Below are 26,335 nucleotides of genomic sequence, written 5' to 3' on the forward strand. Positions count from 1 at the left end.
ATCCGACGTCGTGGTCGTACTCGGCCTCGGCCGGTTCGGAGAATCGCTTGCCATCGAACTGATGGCCCAGGGCACCGAGGTCCTCGGACTCGACGCCGATGAGTCGGTCGTCCAACGCATGTCGCACCAGCTCACCCACGCGGTGGCCGCCGACACCACCGACGAGGAGACACTCCGGCAGCTGTCGGTACCCGAGTTCGACCGCGCGGTGGTCGGGATCGGTCACGACCTGGAAGCCAGCCTGCTCACCGCGTCGGCACTCATCAACCTCGCGGTACCTGTCGTGTGGGCCAAAGCGGTGACCAATGCCCACGCCCGCATTCTCCGTCAGATCGGTGTGGATCATGTCGTCCGTCCCGAACATGACATGGGCAAGCGGGTCGCCCACCTCGTCCGGGGCCAGATGATGGACTACATCGAGTTCGACGATGACTTCGCCATGGTGAAGACCGATGTTCCTGCCTGGCTTGTCGGAAAGAAGTTGGCAGATTCCTCGATCCGGCAGAAGTTCGGTGTCACGGTTGTGGCGGTGAAGAACCAGGGAAGCCGATTCACCTACGCCACCCCGGACACAATTCTGTCCAGCGAGGACACGATCATCGTGTCGGGCGAGGTGGCGCAGGCCGAGAGGTTCTCCAACCAGCGATAATCACCTGGCCCACAGGGCGCACGGTCGGACTCCTCGCGACACCGGCAGAGATCGACCTCGTGCGTCCATGCGCGCAGCACCGTGTTCATTCCGGGCACCGGAGACATCGACCGTCTCGAAGCCGACCTGAACGTCGGCGACGTCGGTCCAGTGTCGACAGCGACGCCGATCGAGGCGCCGCACTGGCCCGCTGAAGCGCGTGGACGCCCCGATCCGGTTCACCGGCAGAACCCGGTTTGTACGCACCGCTCAGTAGTTCCGCGCGACAACCGGACTCGTGCCGTATCGATCCCCTCCCTGGGCATAGTGCAGATGCACTTGTGCGTAGATCTCGTCGGTGTCGTCGAACGCGTTGTGATCCTCGTCCATGTATTCGCGCGGGACGAGCATGATCTTCAGGTAGCTCAGCCCTTGATCCGTGGCGAGCAGATGCCCGCCGGGCATGCTGCCCGTTCCGGTGGCGAGTCGTTCGAAGACGACGTCGTCGGTACCGGGATCGTCGGCCTTCAGGGTGTAGGTCACTCCCCCGGCACGCTGGTCGTTCATGTACTGGATGATGGTCTCGGCATCGATCCGGCTCATCGGAAAGACGCCTTCGATGGTGACCCGGATGTTGTATGCATCGGGTGCGTACACCGACAGGCGCGTGCCCGTCGCCCGCGGTGCGGCATCGGCAAGGCCGGCCGACCCGACGGTGACCAGTCCGGCGGCGATGGCGACGGCCCCCACCATGGTTCCGAAACGTCCGGTGAACTTCGGAAAGCTCATTTGTTTTCTCCTGCAGTGTGGATGGTGACGCAAGTGCTTCGGTGACCACTTGCCCAGGTGCGGCCGGTCGACCAGCAGCTGGGGCGCTCCGGCTGGTGGAAGCGCCGACATCAGCATTGCCGCAGATCGATCCGGGCGAATCGGGAAAAGCTCCCCACATTTCGACCGGCGTGTGGGCGATCGTGCATGGGGAGATCGCGCGCTATCCCGACGTCGGCTGCCACTGCGCGCCCCGTCCGACGGCGATGCTGCTCCGGGGGGCCGGGCATTGATGGACAATCGAACGGTGACCACCGAGCGTCCACCGAGCCGCGACGTCATCTCCCCCACCGACGTCGCGAATCTGGTGTTCGACACCGAGGATCGGGTCAACACGTTCATGTTGGCCGGTCGCCTCGGGCCGGGCGGATTCGTCCTGCCGGACGGCACCGTCGATCTGGACCGCGCACGGGATGTTCTCATCACCCGCGCCGAGGCCGTACCCCGACTCGGACAGCTCGCCAATAGGTCCGGACGGGTGTGGCGATGGCAGGACACCACGATCGAGCCGACCCATCACATCCGCTCGGTCGACGCAACGAGCCTGACCGACCTCTGTGCGGCGTGCATCGCCCGTCGCCTCGACCACGCACATCCGCTCTGGGAGATTCTCCTGGTCCCTCGCATCAGTCCCGGATGCGCAGGCATCGTCATCCGCATTCACCACGCCGTCGCCGACGGGCTGGCCGCGGCCGTTGGGGTTGCCGCACTTGCTGACACGACGTCCCTCACCGCGCGAGTCAGACCGACAGATGCGACGGATGCGACGGCCGGCGGCCACGGTCGCCTCGGGCAGTTGTGGCGCGTGGCCACCGGCGCGAAGGTGCCGACCTCCAGCGTGCTGCTCGGTCCCACCGATGGGCCTCGCGCGGTTCGATTCGCCGACGTCGATCTCGCTGCCTTCCGTGCCGGTGTGGCCACGGCCCAAGGCACCATCAACGACGGGGTCCTGGCCGTGGTGGCGGGGGCCGTGGGCACGGTCCTCGGCTCCCTCGGTGAGAATCCACCTGCGTCGGTGACCGTTTCCGTTCCGGTGGCACTGCGCCGCCGCGGTGGCGAGGGCAATGCGATCGGGTCCGCGATCGTGCCCCTCCCGCTGCGCATCGACGATCGCGCCGAACGAATCCGCCAGATCCACAGGGTGGCAGCGGTGGCCATCGCGGACGCGCATCGTGCCGGCACCTTCCCACCGGTGAACAGCCGTTGGATGATGCGACAGTTCGACCGCTACAGCCGACACCAGCGCAGGATCGGCCTCGTCACGAGTGATGTCCCGGGACCCGAACAGACACTGACGTTCGACGGAGCACCCCTGCTCGAGATGCACGGCGTAGGGATGCTCGGCGGCAACGTCCGGATCAGCGTGGTCGCCGCGTCGTATGCCGGCGTGTTGTCCTTCGGATCACACACCGCCGCGGCAATCCCTGCCGACACCCTCGCCGATGCCCTGAACACAGAGGTCAACGCCGTCACCACGCTCGCTCCGGGCCACCCCCACTGAACGGCCCGGCGACAGCCGAAACCTGCTGCCCGACCTCGATTCCCGGAGTTCTGGCGAGCAGTCAATCGATGACGCCGACCTCCCGCCCGCGGCGGACCGCCTCACGCCGGTTCGGCACCTCGAGGCGGGTGAGGATGGCCGACACATGGTGATCGACCGTCTTCTCCGAAAGATAGAGGCGTTCCGCCAGTTCAGCATTGGTGAGACCTTCGCCCATCAATGCCAGCACCTCGACCTGCCGCTTGGTCAGCCCCGCCGCGTTGGCCACGGTCGCAGACCGCCGTCGCGCGGGGACCGCGGTCATTCCGTTCAAACGGAGATCCCGTCGGATCTTGCCGGCCGTCGCGTGGGCGCCGAGCCTGTCGAGTGTCAGGAGACCTTTGCTGACACAGGACGGATCTCCGGTCTCGGTGAAGGCCACCGCCGCATCGAACTCCAGACCACGCTCCTGCAGCATTCGGGCGGCTCCGAGGATGTCGCCGGCGACATAGGCCGCGTAGGGCGGTGCCATGTCGGCCGGCTGCACCTCGACCCCCACGCGCCCCAGCCAGACGGCCAGATCTCCTCTTCCCCATTGCAATCCGTCGCCTCCGTGGGCAGCAAGGTGCGCGAACTCACCGCTCCTCGCATCCGCCGAGCCGGTGAGCCACATACGCTCGACAAGCGCGGTCGCCGCCGGGACGATGCGCAACGGCCCTCCGTAGCAGACGCTCAACTCCCACGCCCGATCCAACTCGTCGCCACCCTCGCCGCGAGAACGCAGGGCGACGAGACCACGGACGAGTAGCGGCCAGGGCCGAGCGAGCGGTGCCGACGGTCCGTCGAGCACCACCGCACAGTCTTCCAGGGCCTCATCCCAACGGCCGCTGAGGAATTCGAGGCGACCGCGGGCACCCAACTGCCACACACGACACACCGGGAGATCATTGTCGATGGTCATGTCGATGCTGATCGCCAGCAGATCCGCCGCCTCGTCGAAGCGACGTTGCTCGACGTCGAAGTAGGCGAGATTGCTGTAGCCGCTGGAATGGATCTCATCCAGGTGTTCGGGAGCGTGGGAGAGGACCTTCAAGATGCGCTGGCGACCACCCGGCACACCGGCCAGCACGTCGCACATACCGTCGATGATCTCGATGCGTGCGCGAAGCCCCGGCTCGCCGACGACCTCGGATACGCGGCGAGCACGTTCGATGTGCTCGCGTGCCACGGCGACGGAGGCCGAGTGCAGTGCAAGAAACGCCCGCATCGCGAATCCATGACCCAAGGGGGCGGCAACCTGGTCTGACCCGTCGAACACACTGATCGATTGGGCGACATGGTGATCGGCGCGTTCGCGATTGGCGTTGTACCACTCATAGATTGCCAGTGCGTTGTGGTCGGCGCTCATGCCGGGCACGTCGCCGGCCGCGCGACGGCGATCGAGCGCCCGCTCGCACGCATCTATCGCATCCTCGAGCCGATCGATCAGGTAGAACTCCGCCGCCAGCAACTCCAACAGTTCGGTGTCGTCGGCGCCGGCGCCATCCTGGACTGCGAGAGCTGTCCGGAAGAAGTCCGCGCTCTGGCGATGTGCACCCGAGCGAGCGGCGGCGCGTCCGGCCGCAGCAGCAGCGGCACGCACACGGGCATGATCCCCGGCACCCTGTGCGTGGTGGACGATCGTGGCGGGATCGGGATCTCCCACGGCGTCGTACGCGCTGATCAAGCGCCGGTGCAGGCCCACTTCGGCGCCCGGTGGTATCACGTCCACGACCGCCAGGCGGCACAGATCGTGCCAGAACGAGACGCCACGCGCGGTGCTGCGGACCAGATGCGCAGCACTCAGGCGCGCCAAGGCCTCACCGCTGGCGCCCAGCGTCGCCATCACCTGGCCTGGTACGGCGCCCGGTGAGCATGCCAACAGGTTCAGCACGTCCCAGCAGCCGGTGTCCAACCCGACGGTGCGAGCCAGGATCGCGTCGCGCACGGTGGCAGGCAGGTCGTCGCCGTCGTGGTCCAGCAATTCGGTGACGAAGAAGGCATTTCCGCCGCTGAGTCTGTGCAGAGTCGTCGCATCGAGGTGACGGTCGCCGATGAGCTGCGTGACACCGTCGACCGACAGTGGTTGTACCGGAATCGAAATGGCCGACGAAGAACGCGCGACGTCACCCAGGAGGAGTCGCACCGCATCGGCTTGTCCCGGAGCCTCGTCACGACGCGCGGTGATCACCACCAGGGTGGTGAAGTCGCGGATGCGCCGCAGGATGTGCCGCAGGAAGTCGGTGGTGCCCTGATCAGCCCAGTGCGCGTCATCGATGACCAGCAGAGTCGGCGTCGACGCGAGATCGAGCGTCACGGCGTCGAAGATGTCGTAGGCATGCTCGGCCCCGCGCAACGTCTCGCGGGTCTCCGGGGAGAGGGCGTCGACGACGTCGAAGAGTGGGCCCAGCGGCCGCGGGGTCTCCAAAGGGTCACAGGCACCCCACAACACCCGAAGGTCACCTGCGGACTGCCGCACGAACTCTTCCACGAACGCTGTCTTGCCGGCGCCGGCCTCGCCGGTCACCATCACGACACCGCCTTCACCGCCACGTGCCCGATCGGCGCGTGCCATGAGCGTTGTCAGCTCTTCGTCGCGCTCGATGAGGGCCACGAATAGACGATAGGCATCGCGTTGACCAGCACACAAGACCACCGAAGATGGGGAGCAACTCCCGATGTGAGGGATGTTCGCCGAGGACGACGCTGGTCGAGTACATCCACCCTCCGAGAACAAGGAGACCGACCATGAAAACCTTCGTCATCGAACGCGAATTCCCCGGCGCCAAGGATCTCGACACCGCCGCGCTCGCGGAGATCGCGCGCACGTCCAACGCGACCGTGGAAACCCTCGGCGTTCCGTATCGATGGATCACCAGCTTCGCAGCGGGCGACAAGGTCTACTGCGTTCACGAGACCGCGGACGAGGCCAGCGTCTGGGAGCATGCACGCCGCGCCGGCTTCCCGTGCACCACGGTCACCGAGGTGTCGTCCGAGTTCGGCCCACAGACGGCTGATCGCTGACGGCTGACCGCAAGGGCACAACCCGCGCTCCACGAGGCCACCGAAAGCCACGGTGGAGCGCGGGTGTGCTGTGGTGGTGCGGGCTACAGACCAGCGGCGTCCGAGGCGTCCTCGTGACGGGCGAGCCACGCCAGCACGCGGCCCTTCGACCAACAGCGGCCGACGGCCTCGCTCCGCAGGCAGGAATGCTCGACGATCGCCAGACCGATGATGCTGTGACCAGAGGCGTGACGGTCACCGAATGTCGGTATCGATGGCGCGACTCCCACACCCTCCACCGACACCCAGGCAACGGACCGCGCGGTTGCTGCCCCGTCCAGACTCTGCAGGAAACGCAGACGACCCTCCACACTGAGTTGCGACAGTGCCCAGGCCGTCATGACGACCGGCACGGCGTCCGCGGGTACGCGGGCGATGGCGGCGGACAGCACGTCGACCGCATCACCTCGGACGAGGAGCGGCGGTGTCTCTGCCGCCAATGCGATCTCCGCGTCGAGCCTCGCCGCAGAGTCGGCCTGATCGGGTGGCAGGCAGGCACGCAACCAGCGGGTGTCACCTTCGTCGGTGACATCGATCGGATCCTCATCCACTTTGATCCGCGAAACGACCTCGGGGATCGGCGTCGCCGGAACACCCTTGTCCCCCACGATCGATGCGGTCATCTGTACCGGTGACGACAGGACACCGAGCGTTTGCCCGTTGCTGTAGCTGACGTTCACGCGATCGACATTCAGATCCAGTCCGGCGGACCTGCCGACGTCGATCAGCCCGACCCTGGCTGCGCCGGTGCGGCGCGCCGCCTCGGCGATCGCGGGGTAGAGCACGGCGCAGTGACCGGTCTCGCCGCTCCGAATCGTCCGGCGCGCGGCGGCCGCGAGTACGGAGTCGTCCAGCCGCACCAGAGTGTCGATCGCCGCGGCGGCGGCAGCATCCCCGTCGGCGGTGGCATACGCATCGGCGAGTGCGGGGGCGTGTCCGCTCAGCGCCAGATCGTGCAGCACGGCGAGAACGACGGCGGGGCGACGTCGGCGAGCCGGTGCCGCCTCGATGGCGCGCAGTGCCGCCGCGGACCTGCTGACCGCCGTCGCGATCCGCGCGTACAGCGCCGAACCGTCGGCTGGTTCGGTCTCTCCGAAACGGCGATACAGCTCGGCAAGCGCATATGTCGTCGCCATCACCCGCCGCTCTCCTGCCGGCCGATGCCCGACTTGTGGACGGCGTGCGGCACAGTCGTCAGACGCGGCCACGGTGGCTGGCGCAGGACCGCGGCCGAACCGAGCGTTGCCGCGACGAGGCCGGTGATCACTCCGATCAGTGCGACTCGTCCACCATCGACGATCGGGGTCCACGTGGTGGCACCGTCGGTCACGGTGAAGGCGCCCACTGCGACGGGCCTGCCCCGCAGGCCGCGGCGTGAGACGGGGATGAAAGTCGTGTGCTCGTCGATCGTCACAGGAGCACCGAACCGTTCGACGGCGGTCTTGTCGGCGGAATACTGGCGGTTGGACATCAGCTCTCCCTTTTCCTGTCGGCTTGTGGGATGTCTCATCCGATTGCAGGGCCCGGGGCCGCATGCGTCAAGACCGCGGCCTCGGCCTGTACTACTCGATCGATCGGTTCTGCGGTACGTACGTAATTGGAGTAGCCCGCTACCCACGCGGCGTTCACGGCGCCCGTCGCATACTTTTCACGATCTCATTGGACTCCAGCGAGCCGAGGTACCGCCATGACGATCATCTCGCCCATCCCCGCGCATCCGTCCGCGTTCGACAACGAACACGATCTCCAGGTGGCGGCCGCCGAACGTCGACTCCGCGAACGCGCCAGACCGCGAGGTGAGCACAGCCGTGTTCTCGACGAGGCCGACGGACTTGCGAAAGCCGATGACCCAGAACGTATCACGCAGCGACTGGCGCGCATAGCCAACTACTACACGCCCGCCGACACGATCATCAGTCCGCAGCCATCGGTGACCGATGGCGTCGAGCAGGCTGCCGCGATCATGGACCTCCCCGGGGCGGACCTCGAGAAGATCATCAACACCGCCGACTTCCTCGGTGTGCGCTACCTCGACGATGGCGTTCTCGCCAGCCGCGCGATCGGCCGGGTCCAGATCGGTGTCCTGTCGGGTCGATTGCAGGGCTACGGTACGGGTTCGATGGTCTCCCCCACGTTGTTGCTCACCAACCACCACGTGTTGCCCGATGCGCAGACCGCTCGCACGAGTCGGATCGAGTTCGACTACCAGGACGGACCAGGCGGAACAGAGCTGAGATCGCATACCTTCGGCTTGGATCCCGACCGGTTCTTCCTCGCGGACCGGCAACACGATTTCGCCCTCGTGGCCGTGGCGGGCGACCCGGACCTGTTTCGCCAGTACGGGTTCAACCACCTCACCGCGGACCAGGGCACGGTCATCATCGGCGAGTACATCACCATCGTGCAACATCCGGGTGGGCGCAAGAAGCAGATCGTGCTGCGCGAGAACAAGATCGTCGACATTCCCGCCGGCTTCGTCCACTACAGTGCCGACACCGAACCGGGCTCGTCGGGATCCCCCGTGTTCAACGACCAGTGGGAGGTCGTCGCGCTTCACCACGCCAGCGTGCCCGCGCCCGGGCGAACCGAGTTCGGCGGCTTCCTGAACGAAGGAGTCCGGGTGAGCAGCATCCTGGATTTCATCTCCGCCAGGACATTCCCGGCTGATCAACAGAAGCTGGTCGACGAACTGCGCCGAAACGATGTTCCGGTCACGCCCACTGCGTCGCACTCCCCGGTGACCGTGCAGCCGCGCACAGCACCGGAAACCGTGACCCCACCCGCGCCCGATGGGACCGTCACCCTCCGGGTGCCGATCGAGGTCACCGTGCGCCTCGGTGAACCGTACGCACCGGGAGCGGTACCGACGACGGTTCCGGAACCCGCTGTCGCCGAGGCGGTCACCATCGACCCCGACTACTCCGCGCGCGAAGGGTACGACCCGATGTTCTTGGGCTCCTCGGCGCCGCTACCGACCGTCGGCGCAGACCTGGTCGACGTCGCCTCCGGCGAACTGCGTTATCACCACTACAGCGTGGTGATGAACCGCCGCAGGCGGATGGCACTGTTCACCGCGGTCAACATCGACGGAAATCAGGCCGCCGACATTCGACGCGAGAGCGACCGCTGGATCCGCGATCCGCGGCTGCCCGCCGACGAGCAGACCGATGAGAGTGTCTACACGAACAACGACCTCGACCGGGGACACCTCGTCCGTCGCCTCGATCCGGCGTGGGGCCCGAATGCCAAGGCGGCCAACGACGACACCTTCCACTTCACCAACTGCACACCACAACACCACGACTTCAACGCAGGCCGGACACTCTGGCTGGGTTTGGAGGACTACGTTCTCCGCAACAGCGCCGCCCATGGCCTGAAGGTCAGCGTGTTCACCGGACCGGTACTCGCCGACGACGACCCGCCCTACCGGGGCATAGCGCTCCCCCGACAGTTCTGGAAGGTCGTCTCCATTGTCACCGCCGACGGCACCCAGGCGTCCACCGGCTATCTCCTGAGCCAGGCAGCGTTGCTCGAGGAGTTCGCTGCCGGTCCGGAAGCATTCTCCTACGGCGCCTACCGGACCTATCAGGTTCCGGTTCGCCGCATCGGCGACCTCACCGGACTCGGTCTGGACCAGTACGTCGCCGCCGACCCACTAGCACACCTGGAGTCGGCGGGCGACGCACGTGAGTTGCTCCGCCCCCAAGACCTCATCCTCTGCTAAGGAAAGATCATGACCAGCATCGAACCACCCCTCGTGCGCCAGTGCGCGACGATGGAGATCCACCGCCGCCTGCTGACCGAGTCGGCACAGTATCGGGCCGCGCGCTCATCACTCGAGAACGAGACCATCCGCTTCGTCAGCCTCGAACGCACCACCGACGAGATCCTGCAGATCCCGGTGGTCGTCCACGTGGTGCACCGTACTGCCGTCCAGAACATCTCCGATGACCAGATCCACAGTCAGATCGACGTCCTCAATCGCGACTATCGCGCCACGAATCCCGATGTGTCCTCGGTACCGGACGTGTTCGAACCCCTGGTGGCCGACGCGCGGGTCGAGTTCCATCTCGCGTCCATCGACCCGGACGGCAACCCCACCGACGGCATCACGCGCACCCAGACCGGCCGGAACACCTTCGGCACCGATGACGCGGTCAAGTCGGTCGCCTCGGGCGGCGCCGACGCGTGGCCGGCAGATCGCTACCTGAACATCTGGGTGTGCCAACTCTCCGGCGGTCTGCTCGGCTACGCACAGTTTCCCGGCGGCCCGCCCGAGACGGACGGCGTGGTGATCACCTACACCGCATTCGGCACGACCGGTACGGCCACGCAGCCGTTCCACCTCGGGCGTACCACGACCCACGAAGTCGGCCACTACCTCAACCTGTTCCACATCTGGGGCGATGACGGCACCGGTTGCGGCGGCTCCGACGAGGTCGACGACACGCCCAATCAGGGATCGGAGAACGTCGGCAAGCCGACGTTTCCCAAGGTCAGCTGTCACAACGGGCCGAACGGCGACCTGTTCATGGACTACATGGACTACGTCGACGACGATGTGATGGTGATGTTCACCGCCGGGCAGGTCGCGCGGATGCGCGCGTGTCTGCACGACGCGCGCAAGCCGTTGTGGTCGGGCGTCTGAGGCGCACATGAGCGAACTGTGCCGACGATGGTGGCACTCCTTCGAGGAGGACCATGATCACATCCGGGTGTACCGGCCCGACGGTTTCGACTTCCCACCGGCCCGCGGGCGCCGCGGTATCGAATTGCAGACCGACGGAACCTGTACCGAGTTCGGGCTGGGACGGGGCGATGCGCCCGAGCCCACGACCGGGACCTGGACGGCCGACGACAATCTCGAACGACTCGACATCAGCGACCCGGCCGGGTCCACCCGGACCCTGCGACTCGTCCACCTCGGACCCGATCGCCTCGAACTCGACCCGCGGGACGACCAGTGACCACTCCATCCGACACCGCGACAACAGAATTGGGCCCGTCTGCACACAGCTGCCGACAAGCGGCGGCCCTTCGCGCGACCTCGGAGCTGGTCCGGCCGAGCCCGGTGGCCCGCGAACGTGACGACGTCACCGCGGCGTTGCTCGAGCAACTGTCGGCCGAGCGCTACACCGCCACCCATGCGGAGATCGCGGCACCGATCACGCGGCACTCGGCGAGCCCGGAGTTCCGGATAGTCCTGCCGAAAGTCGCCGAAGTCCTATCCGACCTCGGATGTCGGATCACCCGAACGACATTCGCCATCCCGGGCGGGCACAGCGAGAACTGCATCGCCGAGTACCCCGGAACCGGCGACGACCGCGGCCTGGTCGTGATCTCCGCACATCTGGATTCGGTGAACCGACGCGGCGCGGATCTGCCGGCCCCGGGCGCCGACGACAACGCGAGCGGGTCCGCGGGGGTACTCGAACTTGCGCGTGTGCTCACCAGCCAGACCTGGCGCAACGATGTCCGGTTCATCCTGTTCGGCGGCGAAGAGCAAGGACTCTTCGGCAGCATCGACTATGTGAACGAACTCGCGGACACCGAACGTGACCGCCTCACCGCAGTGATCAACATGGACATGATCGCGCGACGCAACACCGCCGAACCCGGCGTCCTGATCGAGGGCGCGCCGGCGTCGCAGACATTGATCGACGAACTCGCCACCTCCGCTGCCACCTGGACAGAACTCACGGTCACGACGTCGACGAACCCGTTCGCCAGCGACCACGTCCCGTTCATCGACGCCGGGCTTCCCGCGGTGCTCACGATCGAGGCCGACGACGACACCAACACCGACGTACACACCGAGAACGATGTACTCACGAAGGTCGACGTCGGGTTGGCCATGGCCATTCTGAGGATGAATCTGGCCGTGGCAGCAGCGCATCTGCGACGCCCGCGCGAGGTGTAGTGGCGTGAACCGCTGCTCGTCAGGCCGCCGAACTCAGAACATGTCATCGACAAGGCTCACTCACAGCCGATGGCACTAGGCTGAACCGATGTCGTCGCTCGTACTCGGACCGATCCTGCGCCATGTCGGCGAGACCACCGCAACAGTCTGGGTGCAGACCGACGAGGCGGCCGACGTCGAGGTGCTGGGATGTGGTGCCCGCACATTCGCCGTCGAGGGCTGCCACTACGCGCTGGTCGTGATCACCGGCCTCACCCCGGATTCGACCACTGAGTATCAGGTGAATCTCAACGGCCGACAGGTGTGGCCCGACCCCGCCTCTCCGTACCCGCCGAGCGTGATCCGTACGCGGGGGCCTGCGCGCGCCGACCACCTGCGCGTGGTGTTCGGATCCTGCCGATTCCCGAAATCCGGCGATGCCGCCCTGGACAAGAAGAACGGACTCGACGCACTCGACTGCTACGCGCGGCGACTGGCCGAACACCCTGCCGATGAGTGGCCGGACGCCCTGATCCTGCTCGGCGACCAGGTGTACGCCGACGAGTTGACCCCGGACGCCCGCAGACGACTCGCCGGTCGCGACCGCAGCCCCAGAAGAAGCGCGAAGCGTCCGCCGGATGAAGTCGTCAGCTTCTCCGAGTACGAGGGCCTCTATCGACACACCTGGGGCGATCGGGAGATCCAGTGGATTCTGTCCACCGTCTCGACGGCGATGATCTTCGACGACCACGACATCCGTGACGACTGGAACACGTCGGCTTCCTGGCGTTCTGACATGCAGGAGCTACCGTGGTGGCGAGATCGCATCCGCGCCGGACTCGCCTCGTATTGGGTGTATCAGCACCTGGGCAATCTCAGCCCCGACGAACTCGCGCGCGACGACACTTATCAGCGCATTCTCGAAGCCAAGGGCGACTGCTGGGACCTTCTGGTCGATCTTGCCGACCACGCGGATTCGGACACTTCCGCCGACAAGGGGCTACGGTTCAGCTATCGATGGGATCTGGGACGCAATCGCCTGGTCATGGTGGACTCACGCAACGGCCGCGTTCTCACCGGCCGACATCGGAAGATGCTGAGTGACAGCGAGTTCGGGTGGCTCGAGGATCAGGTCACGAACGACCTGGACCAGGTCGATCATCTGATCCTGGGCTCGTCGCTGCCGTGGCTGATGCCGCCGGCGATCGGCGACCTGCAGACGATCAACGAGATCGCGGCCGCCCGTCCCGGCCGGCACGGCAGGATCGGTGAGAAGATTCGTCGCGCCACCGACTTCGAGCATTGGCCGGCGTTCATGAACTCGTTTCTGAGGTTGAGCGATCTGATCCACGGCGTCGCCCGCGGATCATCCGGACCGGCAACGATCACTGTCCTCTCCGGCGACGTGCACCACAGCTATGCGGCGCGGGCCGACTTTCCGGGCGGCACAACGGCGGTGGTCCATCAACTCGTCTGCTCGCCGGTCCACAATCATGTGCCCGGCTACGTCAAGCCGGTGTTCCAGCACGGCTGGTCGCCACGGATGGCGCGGCTGACCCGGGTATGGGCACGGCACGTCGGCGCACCCACACTGCCGCTGAAGTGGGCGAACACCGCCGGGCCGCTGTTCGGCAACACGATCGCGACACTGCGCACAACTGGCCGTGACGCCGAGGTCGTGTTCGAACAACCAACCGAGGACCGGGGCCTCGCCACGATCGCGAGACGCTCACTCACCGACTGAGGCCGCCGACGTCGCCGGCGGGCCTGCACTCATCGCAGCTTGGCTCCGTAGACATGACTGATCTCGAGTGCCATGAGCACTCGTCGGTCCGACACCATCACGGCGCGGTACTCGTCCCAGTCGGGATGCTCACCCGCGCCACGCCGGTAATAGTCGACCAGGGCATCCACTTCGGGTCCGTTCGGATCCGTACCCGGCCCGATCAGACTGACATTGCCTTCGGCGGTCGCCCATGTGTAGCCGTCCGGCCCGGTGAACTCGATCGCCGCGCGCGGATCGCGACGGAGGTTTGCGGTCTTGGCGCGTCCCTCGGTCATCGAGACGAAGATGGTGTCGGTGTCCCGGTCGTAGACCGTTGTCACCGGCGACAGCTGCGGCACCCCGGTCGACCTGATGGTGGCCAGGACGCCGATCCTGGTGTCGGCGATGAGCGTGCGCGGATCGAAATCTGTGGCAGCCATGTCCATGCCAACCCGGGCACCGACCGAGTCATTCCGCCGAGGTGGACGTTGTCCGTGCAGGACCTTCGTCCCACCCGATGGCGGGGCCCTCTCCTCTGGTGCCGTGACATCATTCGTTGTCCACTGGACGTGGAGCGTCGCCGAGGCCAGGAGTCGAGATGCGAGTACTGGTGGCCACCGCCAGCAGGCATGGTGCCACACGAGAGATAGGAGCCCGGATCGGCGCCGTCCTGTCCACGGAGTTGACGAACCGTGGACTCGATTCCGACATCGACGTCGTCGATGCCGCACAGGTGCACGACATGGGCGCCTACGATGCGGCGATCATCGGCAGCGGGATCTACTTCGGCCGCTGGCTCTCAGACGCACGCAAACTCATCGACAACGAGGAGTACCACCTGCTCGGTATTCCGGTCTGGCTGTTCTCGAGCGGCCCGATCGGCGATGACACCCGGTCGACTAGGTCGCCGGTGACTGCTCCGTGGGCGCGCGAACATCGCACGTTTCCCGGCAAACTCGATCGCTCCGCACTCAACGTCGGCGAGCGCTTGGTCGCGTCCCTACTGCGGGTCCCGGACGTCGACGGCCGGGACTTCGCCGACATCGAGAGCTGGGCACGCGAGATCGCGGCCGGGGTTTCCGGCGACGCCCCATCGGGAACCACGCGCTAGGTTTGACGGACCGGAAAGCCCGAGACGACCGTTTCGGGCCATGGGATACAGCGGTCAGCCGTCGGTCCGCGCGATTTGTCGGCAGTCGATAGGAAGGGCAGGTCGTCAGTGCGCGTCACCCCGAAGGTCTGGATCGGCATCGCGATCTGGGCGCTCTACGCCGTGACCGTGTTCATCGTGCAGGTGGCGATGGGAGTTCCCTACGACGAGTGGGGTGACTCCGCGGACAATCTCTGGCGCGGCGCCGTGGTCTCACTGGCCGTCGGTTCGCTGTTGATGGCGGTGATCGCGACAGTGCTGGGTTGGTGGCGTCCGGCACTGTTCGAAGCCTCCCGCACCACTTTGCGCTGGGCGTGGGTGGCGCCGATCGCGATGCTCGTACTGCTCGGGGTGAACCTGGCGGCCACCGACTTCGGCGAACTCGGGACCGACTTCCTGGTGGCGGCGCTCGTACTCGGCGTCGGGGTCGGGTTCTCCGAGGAGATGATGTCGCGCGGACTCCTGCTGGTCGGCTTGCGGTCGACGTTGTCCGAGCGTTGGGTCTGGATTTTGACGAGCGTACTGTTCGGGTCTTTTCATCTCATCAACATCGGCCTCGGCGCACCTGTCCTGCAGACGGTCGTCCAGGTGGTGACCGCCTCCCTGTCGGGGTCGATCTTCTATGTGACCCGCCGACTCACCGGCTCGTTGTTCGCCCCGATGCTGCTGCACGGGCTGTGGGACTTCTCCACATTTGTGCAGCCCCAAGCGCCGACATTCGACCCGCCGGCGACCCTGATCGTGTTCGTCGGGATCTTCGCGGCGGTCGCTGCGTGGCGTATGACTGCCCCTGCCCGCATCGACGCCGAGACCTCGAGCGTGCCCACGTCCCGCGCCTGACCGAAGACCGATCCATCACGCGATAGATTTGGTGGGTCGAGGACCTGTCCGACGGAAGAGTTGGCCCGTGGTGGCACTGCACGACTTCGCTCTGATAGCGGTCATCCTGGCCATAGCGGCGGCCGCCGGGTTGCTCGCGACCAAACTCCGCCAGCCGATGATCGTCGCGTTCATCGGTGTCGGCATCGTGCTGGGTCCGACGGGCGCGGGGTGGGTGGTCACCGACGACACGATCGAACTCCTTGCCCGTCTGGGCATCGCCATCCTGTTGTTCCTCGTCGGCCTGCGACTGGACATGCACCTGATCCGCAGCACCGGTCCGGTCGCGCTGATCACCGGCCTCGGCCAGGTGTTGCTCACCGCCGCGATCGGGTATCTCCTCGCGATCGCGTTCGGCATGAGTGCCATCGCCGCCATGTACATCGCGCTGGCCGTGACGTTCTCGTCGACGATCATCATCGTCAAACTCTTGTCTGATACGCGCGAGATCGAACAGCTCCACGGACGGATCGCCGTCGGCCTCTTGATCGTGCAGGACCTGGTCGTCGTGGTGGTCATGATCGCGATCAACGCATTCGGCAAGGACACCGACGACACGATGGCGGCCAGCGTGGCCCTCGTCTTCGTCAAGGGGATAGCCCTGCTCGTCGGTATCGGCCTGCTGATGCGATTCGTCCTCCCTTGGCTCCTGCACCAGGTCGCCCGATCCCAGGAACTCCTCGTGCTGTTCGGTGTCGCCTACGCGATCGCGCTGGCCGCCGCCACCGACAGTCTCGGATTCAGCTCGGAAGTGGGCGCCTTCCTCGCCGGGGTGTCGCTCGCGGCCACACCGTATCGAGATGCGCTGGGCGCCCGGCTGGTGAGCCTGCGCGACTTCCTGTTGCTGTTCTTCTTTCTCGACCTCGGCGCCGGACTGGATTTCGCCGACGCCTCCGGGCACATCCTGGAAGTTGCCGTCTTCACGATCGTCGTCCTGATCGGTAAACCCCTGATCGTCATGGCGCTCATGGCTGTGCAGCGCTATCCACCCCAGGTGGGCTTCATGACCGGTCTGCCCATGGCACAGGTATCCGAATTCTCGCTGATCCTCGCCGCGTTGGGTCTCGGGTTGGGCCATATCTCGAACACCACGGCCAGCCTCATCACCGTCGTCGCCCTCATCACCATCGCGGGGTCGACCTACCTGATGCTTTTCTCCCATCAGCTCTATCGCCGACTCGAGCGCGTGTTGAGCATCTTCGATCGCACCGCGGCGCGGCGAACCGAACTGTCGGAAAGCGATGAGGAGATCGACGCGATTCTCTATGGACTCGGTAGGTTCGGTCGCCACCTGGCGGACGAGTTCAGTGCGGCCGGCCACCGGATCCTCGCCGTCGACTTCGACCCGCACCGACTTGCGGCCAATTCCCGGCCGGGCATCACGTCGGTGTACGGCACCGCGACCGACCTCCACTTCCTGGAATCCCTGCCCTTGGGACAAGCCAAGTTCATCATCAGCACCATTCCCGCGACAGACGCCAACCTCGCCCTGCTGCACGCGTTGCACCACCACGCCTACCGCGGTCACGTCGTCATGACCGCCCATCACCCGCGGGATGCCGAGCAGCTGCGAGCCGCGGGTGCCGACACCGTGCTCGAACCGTTTTCGCTCGCGGCCGAGGCCACCGTCCACGAACTCAGTCGGCTCGTCGACGGCGACGGGGGCGAGTCCGACCCGGAGGATCGCGGACCATCCGACCAGTGAGAACGACCACGTTTCCCACCGCCCCGGCCGGTACACGGCCTGCCGGTTCGGTAGACCTGAGTGAGGACCCGCCACGCATCCCAGACCCCGGAGGCAGCAGTGCAGCTCGGTTGGACGCATCATCTGGTCGGCGCCGCGGCCGGCGCCATCGCCGCCAACGTGGTGCCTCATCTCGCACACGGCATCGCCGGCACACCGTTCCCGACGCCGTTCTCCGACCCGCCCGGGGTGGGTGATTCGTCCCCGGCACGCAACCTCGTCTGGGCGTCGATGAACGTGGCCGCGGCATCGGGTCTGCTGTACGCGGAGCGATCCCGGCTGAACTCGCCCGCGTTCTGCGGGGTCGTCGGTGTCAGCGCCGCCGCTGCAGGCGTCGGACTACGAACGTACTTCCGAGGCGTCCGCGGCGCCACGACCTGAGAATGCCGTGGTCATCGCACATGATCGACCATCCGAACCACCAAGGAGGCGCACCTTCGCAATGAGCAATCAGCTCACCTTCACCATCGGCCACGACGAACTGATCATCCGGCACCGCTGGGAGGTGATCAGCATCGTCAACGACATCCTGATCGCCGCCTGGTTCGTCATCGGCAGCGTGTTGTTCTTCAATGAGTCGACAACCACCGCGGGCACCTGGCTTTTTCTGCTCGGCAGTATCGAACTGATGATCCGGCCTGCGATTCGCCTGGCTCGCCGAATCCACCTCCGGCGTGTGCGTGGCGGACAGCTCAGCACCGATTCCGACACCGACTACTGAGCCGCCACCAGAGTCCTGGGCGCAGGTGCGCGATTCGCCTCACCGCATGACACCGCCGCCATCCCATTAGGGTGAGGCGAATGGTTTCGCAGCAACAATGGGAGCGCCGGACCGAATGGCCGATGGCAGGGGTGGCCCTCGCCTTCCTCATCGCCTACAGCTGCCAGGTCTTGATGGACCTGTCAGGAGCCGCCGAGCACATCTGCGCGGTCGCGATGGCCGCGTCCTGGGTCTTGTTCCTCATCGACTACCTCGGGCGTCTCGTGCTCGCCGAACGGCGGGTTCACTGGTTCTTCCACCATCTGGTGGAGTTCGCCGTGGTCGTGCTTCCGGCGATCCGGCCGCTGCGCCTGCTCCGGCTGGTGGCGATGGTCACGATCATGCAGCGAGCCGTCGGTGGCGCCATCCGCGGCAAGGTGTTGATGTACACGGTCGTCACCTCGTCGCTTCTGATCTATGTGGCGTCGCTGGCGATGTTGGAGGCCGAACGCGGCCAACCCGACTCGACGGTCAACAGCTTCGGTGAGGCACTGTGGTGGTCGATGACCACGGTCACCACCGTCGGCTATGGCGACTACGCACCGGTGACCACGACCGGCAGGTTCATCGCGGCGGGTCTGATGATCGGCGGCATCAGTCTGATCGGTGTGGTGACAGCCACCATCGCATCGTGGATCGTCGAACAGGTCGCCGAGGAGGACAGCGCCCAGCAGGCAGCGACCGCACGGCAGATCGAAGAGTTGCGTCAGGAGGTCGGCCGGCTGACCGAGCAGGTCGAGGCGACGACGGTCAGCACCCGCTGACGTCCCTCACCCGCGGGGCGTGAGCGCCAGGATGGGGATCGTCCGATCGGTCTTGGTCTCGTAACCGCCGAAGCGGCTCGAGGCAGCCACCACCTCGGCCCACACCCGCTCTCGTTCCGGGCTCTGGAGTTCTTCGGCGTGCACGTGGATCTTCTGTCCGCCGACCTCGATGCTCACCTGATCGGGATGGGCGGCGATGTTGTGATACCAGGCCGGATTGTTTGCCGCACCGGCAGCGGACGCGACGATGTAGCGCGTGTCGCCGGGCCCGGGAAACCATGCGACCGGCGTGCTGCGCTCCGCTCCGCTCTTACGCCCGGTGGTCGTCAGGGCGAGGACCTGCATCCCCATCATCTTTCCGGACTTGCCGGCACGCTTGGCCATCATCTTGTTCATCCAGCGCATCACCGCGCCGTGCGGCTGCCGGGCACCGTAGGTTCCTCGTGGATTCGAGAAAGTCATGTCATTGTCTCCCATCCCCGTTGGCGTCGCCGTGGAGTGATACAGACCTGCCTACATCATGGAGAGATCACACGCCGCTGTCCATCACGCGGGCAGCTTGAGCGGTCATACCCGCAATCACGGCCGACGCCGATTCGACCGCGACGATTGCGCCGACCCCCATCCCGGCATCCACCGCGGGTGGCGCCCAGTCACGCAGGCCGGCACGATCGGCATCACCGAGCACCCGCTCGTGCAGGTCGCGTGACCAGCGGTCGGTGAACCTGTTGCGCAACACCCGACTGGGGAATCGCTGCGGCCATGGCCATTCGTTTATGCGGTCATAACCCTGGGTGAGCACGGTGTCCTCGGGCACGGCACGAAGTAATCGGTCTTTGGCCACCGCCGGGGTGGACGCCTCGACACATGCCGACAACGTCGTGCCCACCCAGACACCGGCAGCCCCGGCCATGAGCGCGGCGGCGACATCGTGGCCGGTGGCGATACCGCCTGCCGCGAGGACCGGGATGTCGACGGCGGCGAGCACGGCGTCGAGGAGCGGTACTCGAGGCTCGCGCGGATCGCCGTGGCCGCCACCCTCGAGGCCTCGAGCCACCACCACATCGATGCCGGCGTGCTGGGCTCGCTGCGCTTCGACGGCGGAACAGACCTGGGTGACGGTGTGGATTCCGGCGGCGTGCGCAGGCTCGACCCATTCGAAGGTGTCGCCGAAACTCACCGACAGCAGCGTCGGGCGCGCCGCGATCGACATGTCGAGCAGCTCAGGTGCGGCACGGCACACCCAGTCGACCAGACCGATGCCGAAGGGCCGCACGTCGCCGAGTGCGGTGAGTTCACGCGCCAACGCGGCGGCGGTGCCGGCGCTACCCATCCCGATCATGCCGAGTCCCCCGGCGCCCGAGACGGCCGCGGCCAGGTGTCCCCCGGCGACCCCGCCCATCGGGGCGTTGACGATGGGCGTTCGCAATCCCAACCCGTGCGACCAGGCTGTGGCGATCGTGGGCCCCGACCTCATCCCATCCGAGCCAGATTGTCGACGGACGCCCGCACATCGGACTCGATCACCCGCGCGACGAGTCTGCCGACCGGGCCGTTCAGCAGACCGCCACGCAGTTCGGCGCTCAGATCGAAGCGCGATCCGTCGTCGACGGCGATCACCTTCATCGTCAGGTCGATGCGTACGCCACCGCGGCCATGCCCGGACAGTGCGATGGCGTCCGGTTCGTCGTAATGGGTCACCGTCCAATGGATGACGTTGCGAAAACCCTTGACCTTGATCACCGACGACACCTCGGTGCCCCGACCGATCTCGTCGGGAAGGTCGCTTTTCCAGCCCCCGAAGATCGTCAGCCATTCCGAGAACCGGCTCAGGTCTGACGCCAGCGCCCATGCCGCTTCGGGTGTCATGTCCGACTCCACACCCACATCCACTCCGGCCATCAGGCCCTCCCCTTCGTCGCGTCTGCACGAAAACGCTTGCCCGGTGTCTCGAACGTACGATGTGCAGATGAATCCCGCCGACCCGTTGTCCGCCGACGATACCCAGTCCGCGGTTCCGACGGTCGGCGTGGAGGAGGAGTTCATCTTGGTCGACCTCGCCACCGGCCACCCGGTGGGCCGCAATCGGGACGTGGCCGCAGCGGCCTCCCGCCGCGGTGTCGACCTCGATCTGGAGCTGACGTCATGCCAGGTGGAGATCGCCACCTCGACATGTTCCACGAGTCACGACGTGCTCGCCGAGCTGCGGCGCCTTCGGTCGGTCGTCGCGGAGGCAGCTGCCGAGGTGGGGATCGGTGTCATCGCGGTGGGCGTACCGCCGACGGTCCCCGATCAACTCCCGATCACCGATACCGAGCGTTATCGGCGAATCGGCGAGGGCTTCGGCATGCTCGCCCACGAACAGGGGATCAGCGGTTGCCATGTCCACGTGGGCGTTCCCGACCGCGACATCGCGGTCACGGTCAGCAACCACCTGCGCCGGCGGTTGCCGATACTGCTCGCGTTGGCGGCGAATTCGGCGATCTACCGGGATGCCGACAGCGGACATGCGAGCTGGCGGACGATCTTGTGGTCGCGCTGGCCGGCCGCGGGCCCACCGCCACATCTGCGCTCGCGCAAGCACTTCGAATCCCTGGTCGACATGCTCGTCTCGAGCGGGGCGATTCTCGATGACCACATGGTCTATTGGGACATCCGCCCCTCCGATCATCTGCCGACGATCGAGGTCCGGGTCGGCGATGTGCAGCCGCACGCAGAGGATGCGGTCGGGCTGGCCGCGATCGTGCGTGCGCTGGTCATCACCGCCATGTCCGACGACGCGGCGGGGGTCAGCGCCCCGGTCATCGACGCCGAGGTGCTGTCCGCCGCGCTGTGGAAGGCGGCACACGACGGTATCGACGGCGACGCGATCGATGTGTCCACCCAGCAACGGGTTTCGACGCAGAGCCTGGTTGGCTCGCTCATCGAGGACCTGACTCCGGCGCTCGACCTCGCCGGCGACCGTACGCTCGTGGAGACGTATCTCGCGCGTGTCCGCTCGCACGGCAACGGCGCCTCCCGCCAGCGCGCGCAGTTCGCGGCGGGAGCCGTCGGCCTCGACATCGTCGAGACCGCCATCGCCGAATTCACCAGGTGATCATGCCCTCGAGACGCCAGTTTGCTGCCGCGTCGGCTGGTTGAGGCGATTTCACACCTGAGTTGGTGCAGGTGAGGATCAGTACGGCGAGGTCGATCATGGTCCTCGCTCCCATCGCGAAGCAGTTTTCCGCACCTACTGGGACGTCGGTCATGGACATCGCGTTCACCTCAGACGGCCGGATCACCGCGATGGACTCGACGCTGCGTCGTCGGCGGTCCAGGCGGTCGCGGTGACCGATCTGTAGTCCCGATTCGGCGTCAGGGCCGCACAATCGCGCCACAGCGCGGCCGACGGCTCTATCGTGGCCGACATGACCAACCGAACCGGCACCGACATCGACATCAAACCCCGTAGTCGCGACGTCACCGACGGCCTGGAGAAGACCGCGGCCCGCGGCATGCTCCGGGCCGTCGGGATGGGCGATGACGACTGGGTGAAACCCCAGATCGGCATCGGGTCGTCCTGGAACGAGATCACCCCGTGCAACCTATCGCTGGACCGCCTGGCGAAAGCGGCCAAAGAAGGCGTTCACGCGGGTGCCGGCTACCCGCTCGAGTTCGGCACGATCTCCGTGTCGGACGGCATCTCGATGGGTCACGAGGGCATGCATTTCTCGCTCGTGTCGCGCGAGGTGATCGCCGACAGCGTGGAGACGGTGATGAGTGCCGAACGCCTCGACGGCTCGGTGCTGCTCGCCGGTTGCGACAAGTCCTTGCCCGGGATGCTCATGGCGGCGGCCCGACTCGACCTCGCATCGGTGTTCCTGTATGCCGGATCCACTCTGCCCGGCTACGCCACGCTCTCCGACGGATCCGAGCGTCAGGTGACGATCATCGACGCCTTCGAGGCTGTGGGTGCATGCTCACGCGGGCTCATGAGCCGCGAGGACGTCGACACCATCGAACGCGCGATCTGCCCGGGCGAAGGCGCGTGTGGCGGGATGTACACGGCGAACACCATGGCCAGCGCCGCCGAGGCGCTCGGCATGTCGATCCCGGGTAGTGCCGCCCCGCCGGCACCGGATCGACGGCGCGACCGGTATGCACGCGAGAGCGGAGAGGCGGTGGTCGAGTTGCTGCGCAAGGGCATCACCGCCCGCGACATCATGACCAGGGAGGCCTTCGAGAACGCGATCGCGGTGGTGATGGCGTTCGGTGGCTCCACCAATGCGGTCCTGCATCTCCTCGCCATCGCCAATGAGGCCGAGGTCGAGCTGTCCCTGGACGACTTCTCCCGCATCGGATCGCGGGTTCCGCATCTGGCCGACGTGAAACCGTTCGGCAAGCATGTGATGACCGACGTCGACCGGATCGGCGGGGTGCCGGTGATCATGAAGGCGTTGCTGGACGCCGATCTCCTGCACGGGGACTGCCTCACGGTGACCGGCAAGACGGTGGCGGAGAACCTCGCCGACATCGATCCCCCCGATCCGGATGGTCTGGTTCTGCGGGCCACGTCCTCCCCTATTCACCCCACGGGCGGGATCACCATTCTGCGTGGATCGCTGGCACCGGAGGGGGCGGTGGTGAAGTCGGCGGGTTTCGACTCCGATGTCTTCGAAGGTGTGGCAAGGGTTTTCGACCGTGAACGCGCCGCTATGGACGCTTTGGAAGACGGCACGATCACCGCCGGGGATGTCGTCGTCATCCGCTACGAGGGACCCAAAGGTGGGCCTGGCATGCGGGAGATGCTAGCGATCACCGGGGCCATCAAGGGCGCCGGCCTGGGCAAAGACGTCCTGCTGATGACCGATGGCAGGTTCTCCGGAGGAACCACCGGACTCTGCGTCGGCCACGTTGCCCCGGAGGCCGTCGACGGCGGGCCGATCGCGCTCGTGCGTGACGGCGATCGCATTCGGCTCGACGTGGGCACGGGGACGCTCGACCTGCTCGTCGACGAGGACGAATTGTCTTCGCGCGCAGCAGAGTTCACGCCGTTGCCGCCTCGCTACACCCGCGGGGTGCTGGCGAAGTACTCGAAACTCGTGACCTCGGCGTCGATGGGTGCGGTGTGCCGCTGACGGATCGCGCCGACAGCGACATGTGACATCGCACGTATCCTGATGGTCATGAACCTCCAGGAGATCATGCCGACTGTTCCGACGACGACGTCGGAGGCCCTCGATCTGTTCGACGCCTCCGACGCCGTCGACCCGGATTTCATGATCGGCACGTGGCACGGGGCGGAACTGCCCACCGACCATCCGATCGACGGACTGCTGGCGGCCAGCGGCTGGTGGGGCAAGCAGTTCATCGATCCCGAAACCGTGCATCCGCTGTTGTTCCGCACACGCGACGGGTCCGCCTTGTGGGCGATGAATCCTGTGCTCGCCTTCGGCGGCGTGCCACTCGCCAACCGGGTGCCCCAGGTGAAGAAACTCTCCCTCGGCACTGCGATCGCCTCATCGCGACTGCTCTACCAGACCCGGACATCGAAGGCCCGCCTGCGGACCACCCGGTTTCGGGGGACGGATACGGCGACGATGGTCTATGACCAATTACCCATCAACGATGTGTTCCACCGACTGTCCGATGATGTGGTGATCGGCGCGATGGACCTCAAGGGAATCGACCGACCCTACTTCTTTCTCCTCGAGCGCAACGATTCACTCGCCCTGCGCTGACACGACACCGACACCGTCCCGAGCTCGTCTAACCGGTCCCTGAGGAGCGAGCCTGCGAAGGCCCCAGAGGACCACCACCCTCCAACCCGTCCCTCAGGAGCCAGCTCGCGAAGGCCCCAGAGGACCACCACCCTCCAACCCGTCCCTCAGGAGCCAGCTCGCGAAGGCCCCAGAGGACCACCACCCTCCAACCGATCCCTGAGGAGCCTCGCGAGGAACGAGCGAAGCGTCACGAAGGGCGCCCTTCGTGACGCCCCTCCGCTAGCGCTCCGGGGCTCCTCAGGGATCGGGGCCAGGCGCTTCTCCGGCACCCCCACCCACCAATGCAAGGGGCAGGCGCTTCTCCGGCACCATCACCCACCAATGCAGGGCGCAGGCGCTTCTCCGGCACCATCACCCACCAATGCAGGGCGCAGCCACTACTCCGGCACCATCACCCACCAACAGCTGATTCCCGCTCAGTCGAGGCAGAATTCGTTGCCCTCCGGATCGGTCATGACGATGTGCCCACCTTGGAGCGGCGGTTCGGGCTCGTGTCGCCGGACACGGCTCGCGCCGAGGGCGAGCAGGTCCGAACACGTGGTTTCCAGCGCGGCCATGCGTTCGTCCCCCGCCAATCCGTGGGCGGCCCGGACATCGAGGTGCACCCGATTCTTCGCGGCCTTGCCTTCCGGTACCCGCTGAAAGAATATCCGCGGACCGGCGCCGTCGGGATCGACCAGTGCCGACGCGTCATTGCGACGCTCGGGTGGAATCCCCATCGCGTCCAGTGCCGCGTCCCAGGAATCAAATCCCGGCGGTGGGCTCTGGATGCGGTAGTCGAGCACCTCTGCCCAGAACCCGGCCAGAGCCGCCGGGTCGCCGCAGTCGAACGTCACCTGGATCTCCCGAGCCATCAGCTTCCCTCTCGATGATGTTGTCCTGACCTTCGCGTCATCCCATCGTGGCACCGAACTAGGACAACCACGGTCCGCCGTCGAGCGACGCACCGACTTCGGTAGGTTGTCGGCATGAAACTCCGTCGTGGCGCTCTCCTGTCGGCCGTCGTTCTCACCTTGACGTTGTCCGCATGCGGTTCAACCGATTCGTCATCAGAGACGACCGCTGCGGACGGCGCGACGTCGGCAAACGCAGCGTCCACGACCTGTCCGAGCGCCGCACCAACCGATTCCACCGATCCGGAATGGGAGTTCGACGGCGCCACCGGCAAGATCGCGGTCACCGGATCGACCGATTCGGCCGCGCCGCGTGTCGACGTCACCACCCCGTTCTCCGTCACCGAGACCGAGGTCCACACCTTGCAGAAGGGCAGCGGCCCCGTCGTGGCGGACACCGCGACCGTGTCCGTGTGCTACATGGGTGTCAACGGCCGAGACGGCAAGGTCTTCGACAGCAGTTATGAGCGCGGAACCCCTGCCGACTTCCCGCTCGACGGCGTCGTGCCCGGCTTCCAGAAGGCCATTGCCGGGCAGACGGTGGGATCGACCGTCGCGGTCGCCATGACCTCGGCGGACGGCTATCCCGACGGCCAGCCCGACGCCGGCATCGAAAAGGGCGACACATTGGTGTTCGCGATCAAGATCCTCGACGCACAGCAGAGCTGATCGCACCGA

28 protein-coding genes are annotated in these 26,335 nt (G+C 66.3%); 18 read left to right on the top strand and 10 right to left on the bottom strand.

Annotated features, from left to right (window positions below; translation table 11 throughout):
- Positions 1–10 precede the first annotated feature (10 nt).
- Complete coding sequence (locus ACVT6V_RS19695) at positions 11–649, top strand: potassium channel family protein (protein WP_489895698.1); 639 nt, start codon at positions 11–13, stop codon at positions 647–649.
- A gap of 249 nt (positions 650–898) precedes the next feature.
- Here ACVT6V_RS19695 and ACVT6V_RS19700 read toward each other — a convergent pair whose 3' ends face one another.
- The gene (locus tag ACVT6V_RS19700) at positions 899–1,417 is read right to left on the bottom strand and encodes a hypothetical protein (RefSeq protein ID WP_489895700.1); all 519 of its coding nucleotides are present in this window, start codon (positions 1,415–1,417) and stop codon (positions 899–901) included.
- A 286-nt stretch (positions 1,418–1,703) separates the two neighbouring features.
- Between ACVT6V_RS19700 and ACVT6V_RS19705 the strand changes: the two genes are divergently transcribed.
- On the top strand, positions 1,704–2,957 hold the full coding sequence (locus ACVT6V_RS19705; protein WP_489895702.1) for a wax ester/triacylglycerol synthase domain-containing protein: 1,254 nt from the start codon (positions 1,704–1,706) through the stop codon (positions 2,955–2,957).
- 61 nt (positions 2,958–3,018) lie between these two features.
- On the opposite strand, the gene ACVT6V_RS19710 is transcribed toward ACVT6V_RS19705, so the two are convergent.
- Positions 3,019–5,589, bottom strand: a complete 2,571-nt coding sequence (locus ACVT6V_RS19710; RefSeq protein WP_489895704.1) for an ATP-binding protein — start codon at positions 5,587–5,589, stop codon at positions 3,019–3,021.
- Between the two features lie 134 nt (positions 5,590–5,723).
- On the opposite strand from ACVT6V_RS19710, the gene ACVT6V_RS19715 reads away from it, so the two are divergent.
- Positions 5,724–5,999, top strand: a complete 276-nt coding sequence (locus ACVT6V_RS19715; RefSeq protein ID WP_489895706.1) for a DUF4242 domain-containing protein — start codon at positions 5,724–5,726, stop codon at positions 5,997–5,999.
- Positions 6,000–6,082: 83 nt separating this feature from the next.
- Here ACVT6V_RS19715 and ACVT6V_RS19720 read toward each other — a convergent pair whose 3' ends face one another.
- Positions 6,083–7,174, bottom strand: coding sequence for a DUF2332 domain-containing protein (locus tag ACVT6V_RS19720; RefSeq protein WP_489895708.1), 1,092 nt, complete (start codon positions 7,172–7,174; stop codon positions 6,083–6,085).
- Positions 7,174–7,509 carry a hypothetical protein gene (locus ACVT6V_RS19725; RefSeq protein WP_489895710.1) on the bottom strand — a complete coding sequence of 112 codons (336 nt, stop codon included), beginning with the start codon at positions 7,507–7,509 and terminating at the stop codon, positions 7,174–7,176. Before ACVT6V_RS19725 ends, ACVT6V_RS19720 begins: the two co-directional genes overlap by 1 nt.
- A 216-nt stretch (positions 7,510–7,725) precedes the next feature.
- Between ACVT6V_RS19725 and ACVT6V_RS19730 the strand changes: the two genes are divergently transcribed.
- From ACVT6V_RS19730 to ACVT6V_RS19750, 5 genes are all read left to right on the top strand, one after another.
- Entirely contained in the window at positions 7,726–9,762 is a 2,037-nt protein-coding gene (locus ACVT6V_RS19730) for a DNA/RNA non-specific endonuclease (protein ID WP_489895712.1), read from the top strand.
- 9 nt (positions 9,763–9,771) lie between these two features.
- Positions 9,772–10,686 (top strand): zinc metalloprotease, encoded by a 915-nt coding sequence (locus ACVT6V_RS19735; RefSeq protein ID WP_489895714.1) that lies wholly within the window; start codon positions 9,772–9,774, stop codon positions 10,684–10,686.
- A gap of 7 nt (positions 10,687–10,693) precedes the next feature.
- Entirely contained in the window at positions 10,694–11,005 is a 312-nt protein-coding gene (locus ACVT6V_RS19740) for a hypothetical protein (protein ID WP_489895716.1), read from the top strand.
- A complete protein-coding gene (locus ACVT6V_RS19745) occupies positions 11,002–11,958 on the top strand; it encodes a M28 family metallopeptidase (RefSeq protein ID WP_489895718.1) in 957 nt (318 codons plus the stop codon). Before ACVT6V_RS19740 ends, ACVT6V_RS19745 begins: the two co-directional genes overlap by 4 nt.
- 88 nt (positions 11,959–12,046) lie before the next feature.
- Positions 12,047–13,681 (top strand): alkaline phosphatase D family protein, encoded by a 1,635-nt coding sequence (locus ACVT6V_RS19750; protein WP_489895720.1) that lies wholly within the window; start codon positions 12,047–12,049, stop codon positions 13,679–13,681.
- Positions 13,682–13,710: 29 nt separating this feature from the next.
- Here the strand turns inward: ACVT6V_RS19750 and ACVT6V_RS19755 are convergent, their stop codons facing one another.
- On the bottom strand, positions 13,711–14,142 hold the full coding sequence (locus ACVT6V_RS19755; protein WP_489895722.1) for a PPOX class F420-dependent oxidoreductase: 432 nt from the start codon (positions 14,140–14,142) through the stop codon (positions 13,711–13,713).
- Between the two features lie 158 nt (positions 14,143–14,300).
- On the opposite strand from ACVT6V_RS19755, the gene ACVT6V_RS19760 reads away from it, so the two are divergent.
- The 6 genes from ACVT6V_RS19760 (at position 14,301) to ACVT6V_RS19785 (ending at position 18,999) form a co-directional block, all read left to right on the top strand.
- Positions 14,301–14,813: a flavodoxin domain-containing protein gene (locus tag ACVT6V_RS19760; protein ID WP_489895724.1), complete on the top strand. Its 513-nt coding sequence runs from the start codon at positions 14,301–14,303 to the stop codon at positions 14,811–14,813.
- 108 nt (positions 14,814–14,921) lie between these two features.
- Entirely contained in the window at positions 14,922–15,692 is a 771-nt protein-coding gene (locus ACVT6V_RS19765; protein WP_489895726.1) for a CPBP family intramembrane glutamic endopeptidase, read from the top strand.
- A 67-nt stretch (positions 15,693–15,759) separates the two neighbouring features.
- Positions 15,760–17,436: a cation:proton antiporter gene (locus ACVT6V_RS19770; protein ID WP_489895728.1), complete on the top strand. Its 1,677-nt coding sequence runs from the start codon at positions 15,760–15,762 to the stop codon at positions 17,434–17,436.
- 99 nt (positions 17,437–17,535) lie between these two features.
- A complete protein-coding gene (locus tag ACVT6V_RS19775; protein ID WP_489895730.1) occupies positions 17,536–17,856 on the top strand; it encodes a hypothetical protein in 321 nt (106 codons plus the stop codon).
- A 61-nt stretch (positions 17,857–17,917) separates the two neighbouring features.
- Complete coding sequence (locus tag ACVT6V_RS19780; RefSeq protein ID WP_489895732.1) at positions 17,918–18,196, top strand: YrhK family protein; 279 nt, start codon at positions 17,918–17,920, stop codon at positions 18,194–18,196.
- Between the two features lie 80 nt (positions 18,197–18,276).
- Entirely contained in the window at positions 18,277–18,999 is a 723-nt protein-coding gene (locus ACVT6V_RS19785; RefSeq protein WP_489895734.1) for a potassium channel family protein, read from the top strand.
- 6 nt (positions 19,000–19,005) lie between these two features.
- Here the strand turns inward: ACVT6V_RS19785 and ACVT6V_RS19790 are convergent, their stop codons facing one another.
- The 3 genes from ACVT6V_RS19790 to ACVT6V_RS19800 all read right to left on the bottom strand — a co-directional run bounded on the left by ACVT6V_RS19790 (position 19,006) and on the right by ACVT6V_RS19800 (position 20,901).
- Complete coding sequence (locus tag ACVT6V_RS19790; protein ID WP_489895736.1) at positions 19,006–19,461, bottom strand: nitroreductase/quinone reductase family protein; 456 nt, start codon at positions 19,459–19,461, stop codon at positions 19,006–19,008.
- 67 nt (positions 19,462–19,528) lie between these two features.
- The gene (locus tag ACVT6V_RS19795) at positions 19,529–20,476 is read right to left on the bottom strand and encodes an NAD(P)H-dependent flavin oxidoreductase (RefSeq protein ID WP_489895738.1); all 948 of its coding nucleotides are present in this window, start codon (positions 20,474–20,476) and stop codon (positions 19,529–19,531) included.
- Positions 20,473–20,901 carry a type II toxin-antitoxin system Rv0910 family toxin gene (locus ACVT6V_RS19800; protein WP_489895740.1) on the bottom strand — a complete coding sequence of 143 codons (429 nt, stop codon included), beginning with the start codon at positions 20,899–20,901 and terminating at the stop codon, positions 20,473–20,475. Before ACVT6V_RS19800 ends, ACVT6V_RS19795 begins: the two co-directional genes overlap by 4 nt.
- A gap of 67 nt (positions 20,902–20,968) precedes the next feature.
- On the opposite strand from ACVT6V_RS19800, the gene ACVT6V_RS19805 reads away from it, so the two are divergent.
- Entirely contained in the window at positions 20,969–22,096 is a 1,128-nt protein-coding gene (locus ACVT6V_RS19805) for a carboxylate-amine ligase (protein WP_489895742.1), read from the top strand.
- On the opposite strand, the gene ACVT6V_RS19810 is transcribed toward ACVT6V_RS19805, so the two are convergent.
- The gene (locus ACVT6V_RS19810; RefSeq protein WP_489895744.1) at positions 22,086–22,256 is read right to left on the bottom strand and encodes a hypothetical protein; all 171 of its coding nucleotides are present in this window, start codon (positions 22,254–22,256) and stop codon (positions 22,086–22,088) included. The two genes, ACVT6V_RS19805 and ACVT6V_RS19810, sit on opposite strands and share 11 nt — an antisense overlap.
- A gap of 153 nt (positions 22,257–22,409) precedes the next feature.
- Here ACVT6V_RS19810 and ilvD point away from each other — a divergent pair, with 153 nt between their 5' ends.
- Together ilvD and ACVT6V_RS19820 are read left to right on the top strand one after the other, a co-directional pair.
- Complete coding sequence (ilvD, locus tag ACVT6V_RS19815) at positions 22,410–24,119, top strand: dihydroxy-acid dehydratase (protein WP_489895746.1); 1,710 nt, start codon at positions 22,410–22,412, stop codon at positions 24,117–24,119.
- A gap of 48 nt (positions 24,120–24,167) precedes the next feature.
- Positions 24,168–24,722, top strand: a complete 555-nt coding sequence (locus tag ACVT6V_RS19820; RefSeq protein WP_489895748.1) for a DUF4334 domain-containing protein — start codon at positions 24,168–24,170, stop codon at positions 24,720–24,722.
- Between the two features lie 458 nt (positions 24,723–25,180).
- Here ACVT6V_RS19820 and ACVT6V_RS19825 read toward each other — a convergent pair whose 3' ends face one another.
- Positions 25,181–25,618 (bottom strand): VOC family protein, encoded by a 438-nt coding sequence (locus ACVT6V_RS19825; protein ID WP_489895750.1) that lies wholly within the window; start codon positions 25,616–25,618, stop codon positions 25,181–25,183.
- A gap of 114 nt (positions 25,619–25,732) precedes the next feature.
- On the opposite strand from ACVT6V_RS19825, the gene ACVT6V_RS19830 reads away from it, so the two are divergent.
- Positions 25,733–26,326, top strand: coding sequence for an FKBP-type peptidyl-prolyl cis-trans isomerase (locus ACVT6V_RS19830; RefSeq protein ID WP_489895752.1), 594 nt, complete (start codon positions 25,733–25,735; stop codon positions 26,324–26,326).
- Positions 26,327–26,335: the final 9 nt, after the last annotated feature.

The sequence above is a fragment of the Gordonia sp. LMA167 genome (genome assembly GCF_058130025.1).

Excerpts from the sequence above, each read along its gene's own strand:
- ACVT6V_RS19700 (WP_489895700.1), bottom strand. The coding sequence starts at position 1,417 with ATGAGCTTTCCGAAGTTCACCGGACGTTTCGGAACCATGGTGGGGGCC.
- ACVT6V_RS19715 (WP_489895706.1), top strand. The coding sequence starts at position 5,724 with ATGAAAACCTTCGTCATCGAACGCGAATTCCCCGGCGCCAAGGATCTC.
- ACVT6V_RS19735 (WP_489895714.1), top strand. The coding sequence starts at position 9,772 with ATGACCAGCATCGAACCACCCCTCGTGCGCCAGTGCGCGACGATGGAG.
- ACVT6V_RS19800 (WP_489895740.1), bottom strand. The coding sequence starts at position 20,901 with ATGGCCGGAGTGGATGTGGGTGTGGAGTCGGACATGACACCCGAAGCG.
- ACVT6V_RS19755 (WP_489895722.1), bottom strand. The coding sequence starts at position 14,142 with ATGGCTGCCACAGATTTCGATCCGCGCACGCTCATCGCCGACACCAGG.
- ACVT6V_RS19820 (WP_489895748.1), top strand. The coding sequence starts at position 24,168 with ATGAACCTCCAGGAGATCATGCCGACTGTTCCGACGACGACGTCGGAG.
- ACVT6V_RS19740 (WP_489895716.1), top strand. The coding sequence starts at position 10,694 with ATGAGCGAACTGTGCCGACGATGGTGGCACTCCTTCGAGGAGGACCAT.
- ACVT6V_RS19750 (WP_489895720.1), top strand. The coding sequence starts at position 12,047 with ATGTCGTCGCTCGTACTCGGACCGATCCTGCGCCATGTCGGCGAGACC.
- ACVT6V_RS19725 (WP_489895710.1), bottom strand. The coding sequence starts at position 7,509 with ATGTCCAACCGCCAGTATTCCGCCGACAAGACCGCCGTCGAACGGTTC.
- ACVT6V_RS19825 (WP_489895750.1), bottom strand. The coding sequence starts at position 25,618 with ATGGCTCGGGAGATCCAGGTGACGTTCGACTGCGGCGACCCGGCGGCT.
- ACVT6V_RS19785 (WP_489895734.1), top strand. The coding sequence starts at position 18,277 with ATGGTTTCGCAGCAACAATGGGAGCGCCGGACCGAATGGCCGATGGCA.
- ACVT6V_RS19805 (WP_489895742.1), top strand. The coding sequence starts at position 20,969 with ATGAATCCCGCCGACCCGTTGTCCGCCGACGATACCCAGTCCGCGGTT.
- ACVT6V_RS19795 (WP_489895738.1), bottom strand. The coding sequence starts at position 20,476 with ATGAGGTCGGGGCCCACGATCGCCACAGCCTGGTCGCACGGGTTGGGA.
- ACVT6V_RS19780 (WP_489895732.1), top strand. The coding sequence starts at position 17,918 with ATGAGCAATCAGCTCACCTTCACCATCGGCCACGACGAACTGATCATC.
- ilvD (WP_489895746.1), top strand. The coding sequence starts at position 22,410 with ATGACCAACCGAACCGGCACCGACATCGACATCAAACCCCGTAGTCGC.
- ACVT6V_RS19720 (WP_489895708.1), bottom strand. The coding sequence starts at position 7,174 with ATGGCGACGACATATGCGCTTGCCGAGCTGTATCGCCGTTTCGGAGAG.
- ACVT6V_RS19790 (WP_489895736.1), bottom strand. The coding sequence starts at position 19,461 with ATGACTTTCTCGAATCCACGAGGAACCTACGGTGCCCGGCAGCCGCAC.
- ACVT6V_RS19830 (WP_489895752.1), top strand. The coding sequence starts at position 25,733 with ATGAAACTCCGTCGTGGCGCTCTCCTGTCGGCCGTCGTTCTCACCTTG.
- ACVT6V_RS19730 (WP_489895712.1), top strand. The coding sequence starts at position 7,726 with ATGACGATCATCTCGCCCATCCCCGCGCATCCGTCCGCGTTCGACAAC.
- ACVT6V_RS19810 (WP_489895744.1), bottom strand. The coding sequence starts at position 22,256 with ATGTCCATGACCGACGTCCCAGTAGGTGCGGAAAACTGCTTCGCGATG.
- ACVT6V_RS19760 (WP_489895724.1), top strand. The coding sequence starts at position 14,301 with ATGCGAGTACTGGTGGCCACCGCCAGCAGGCATGGTGCCACACGAGAG.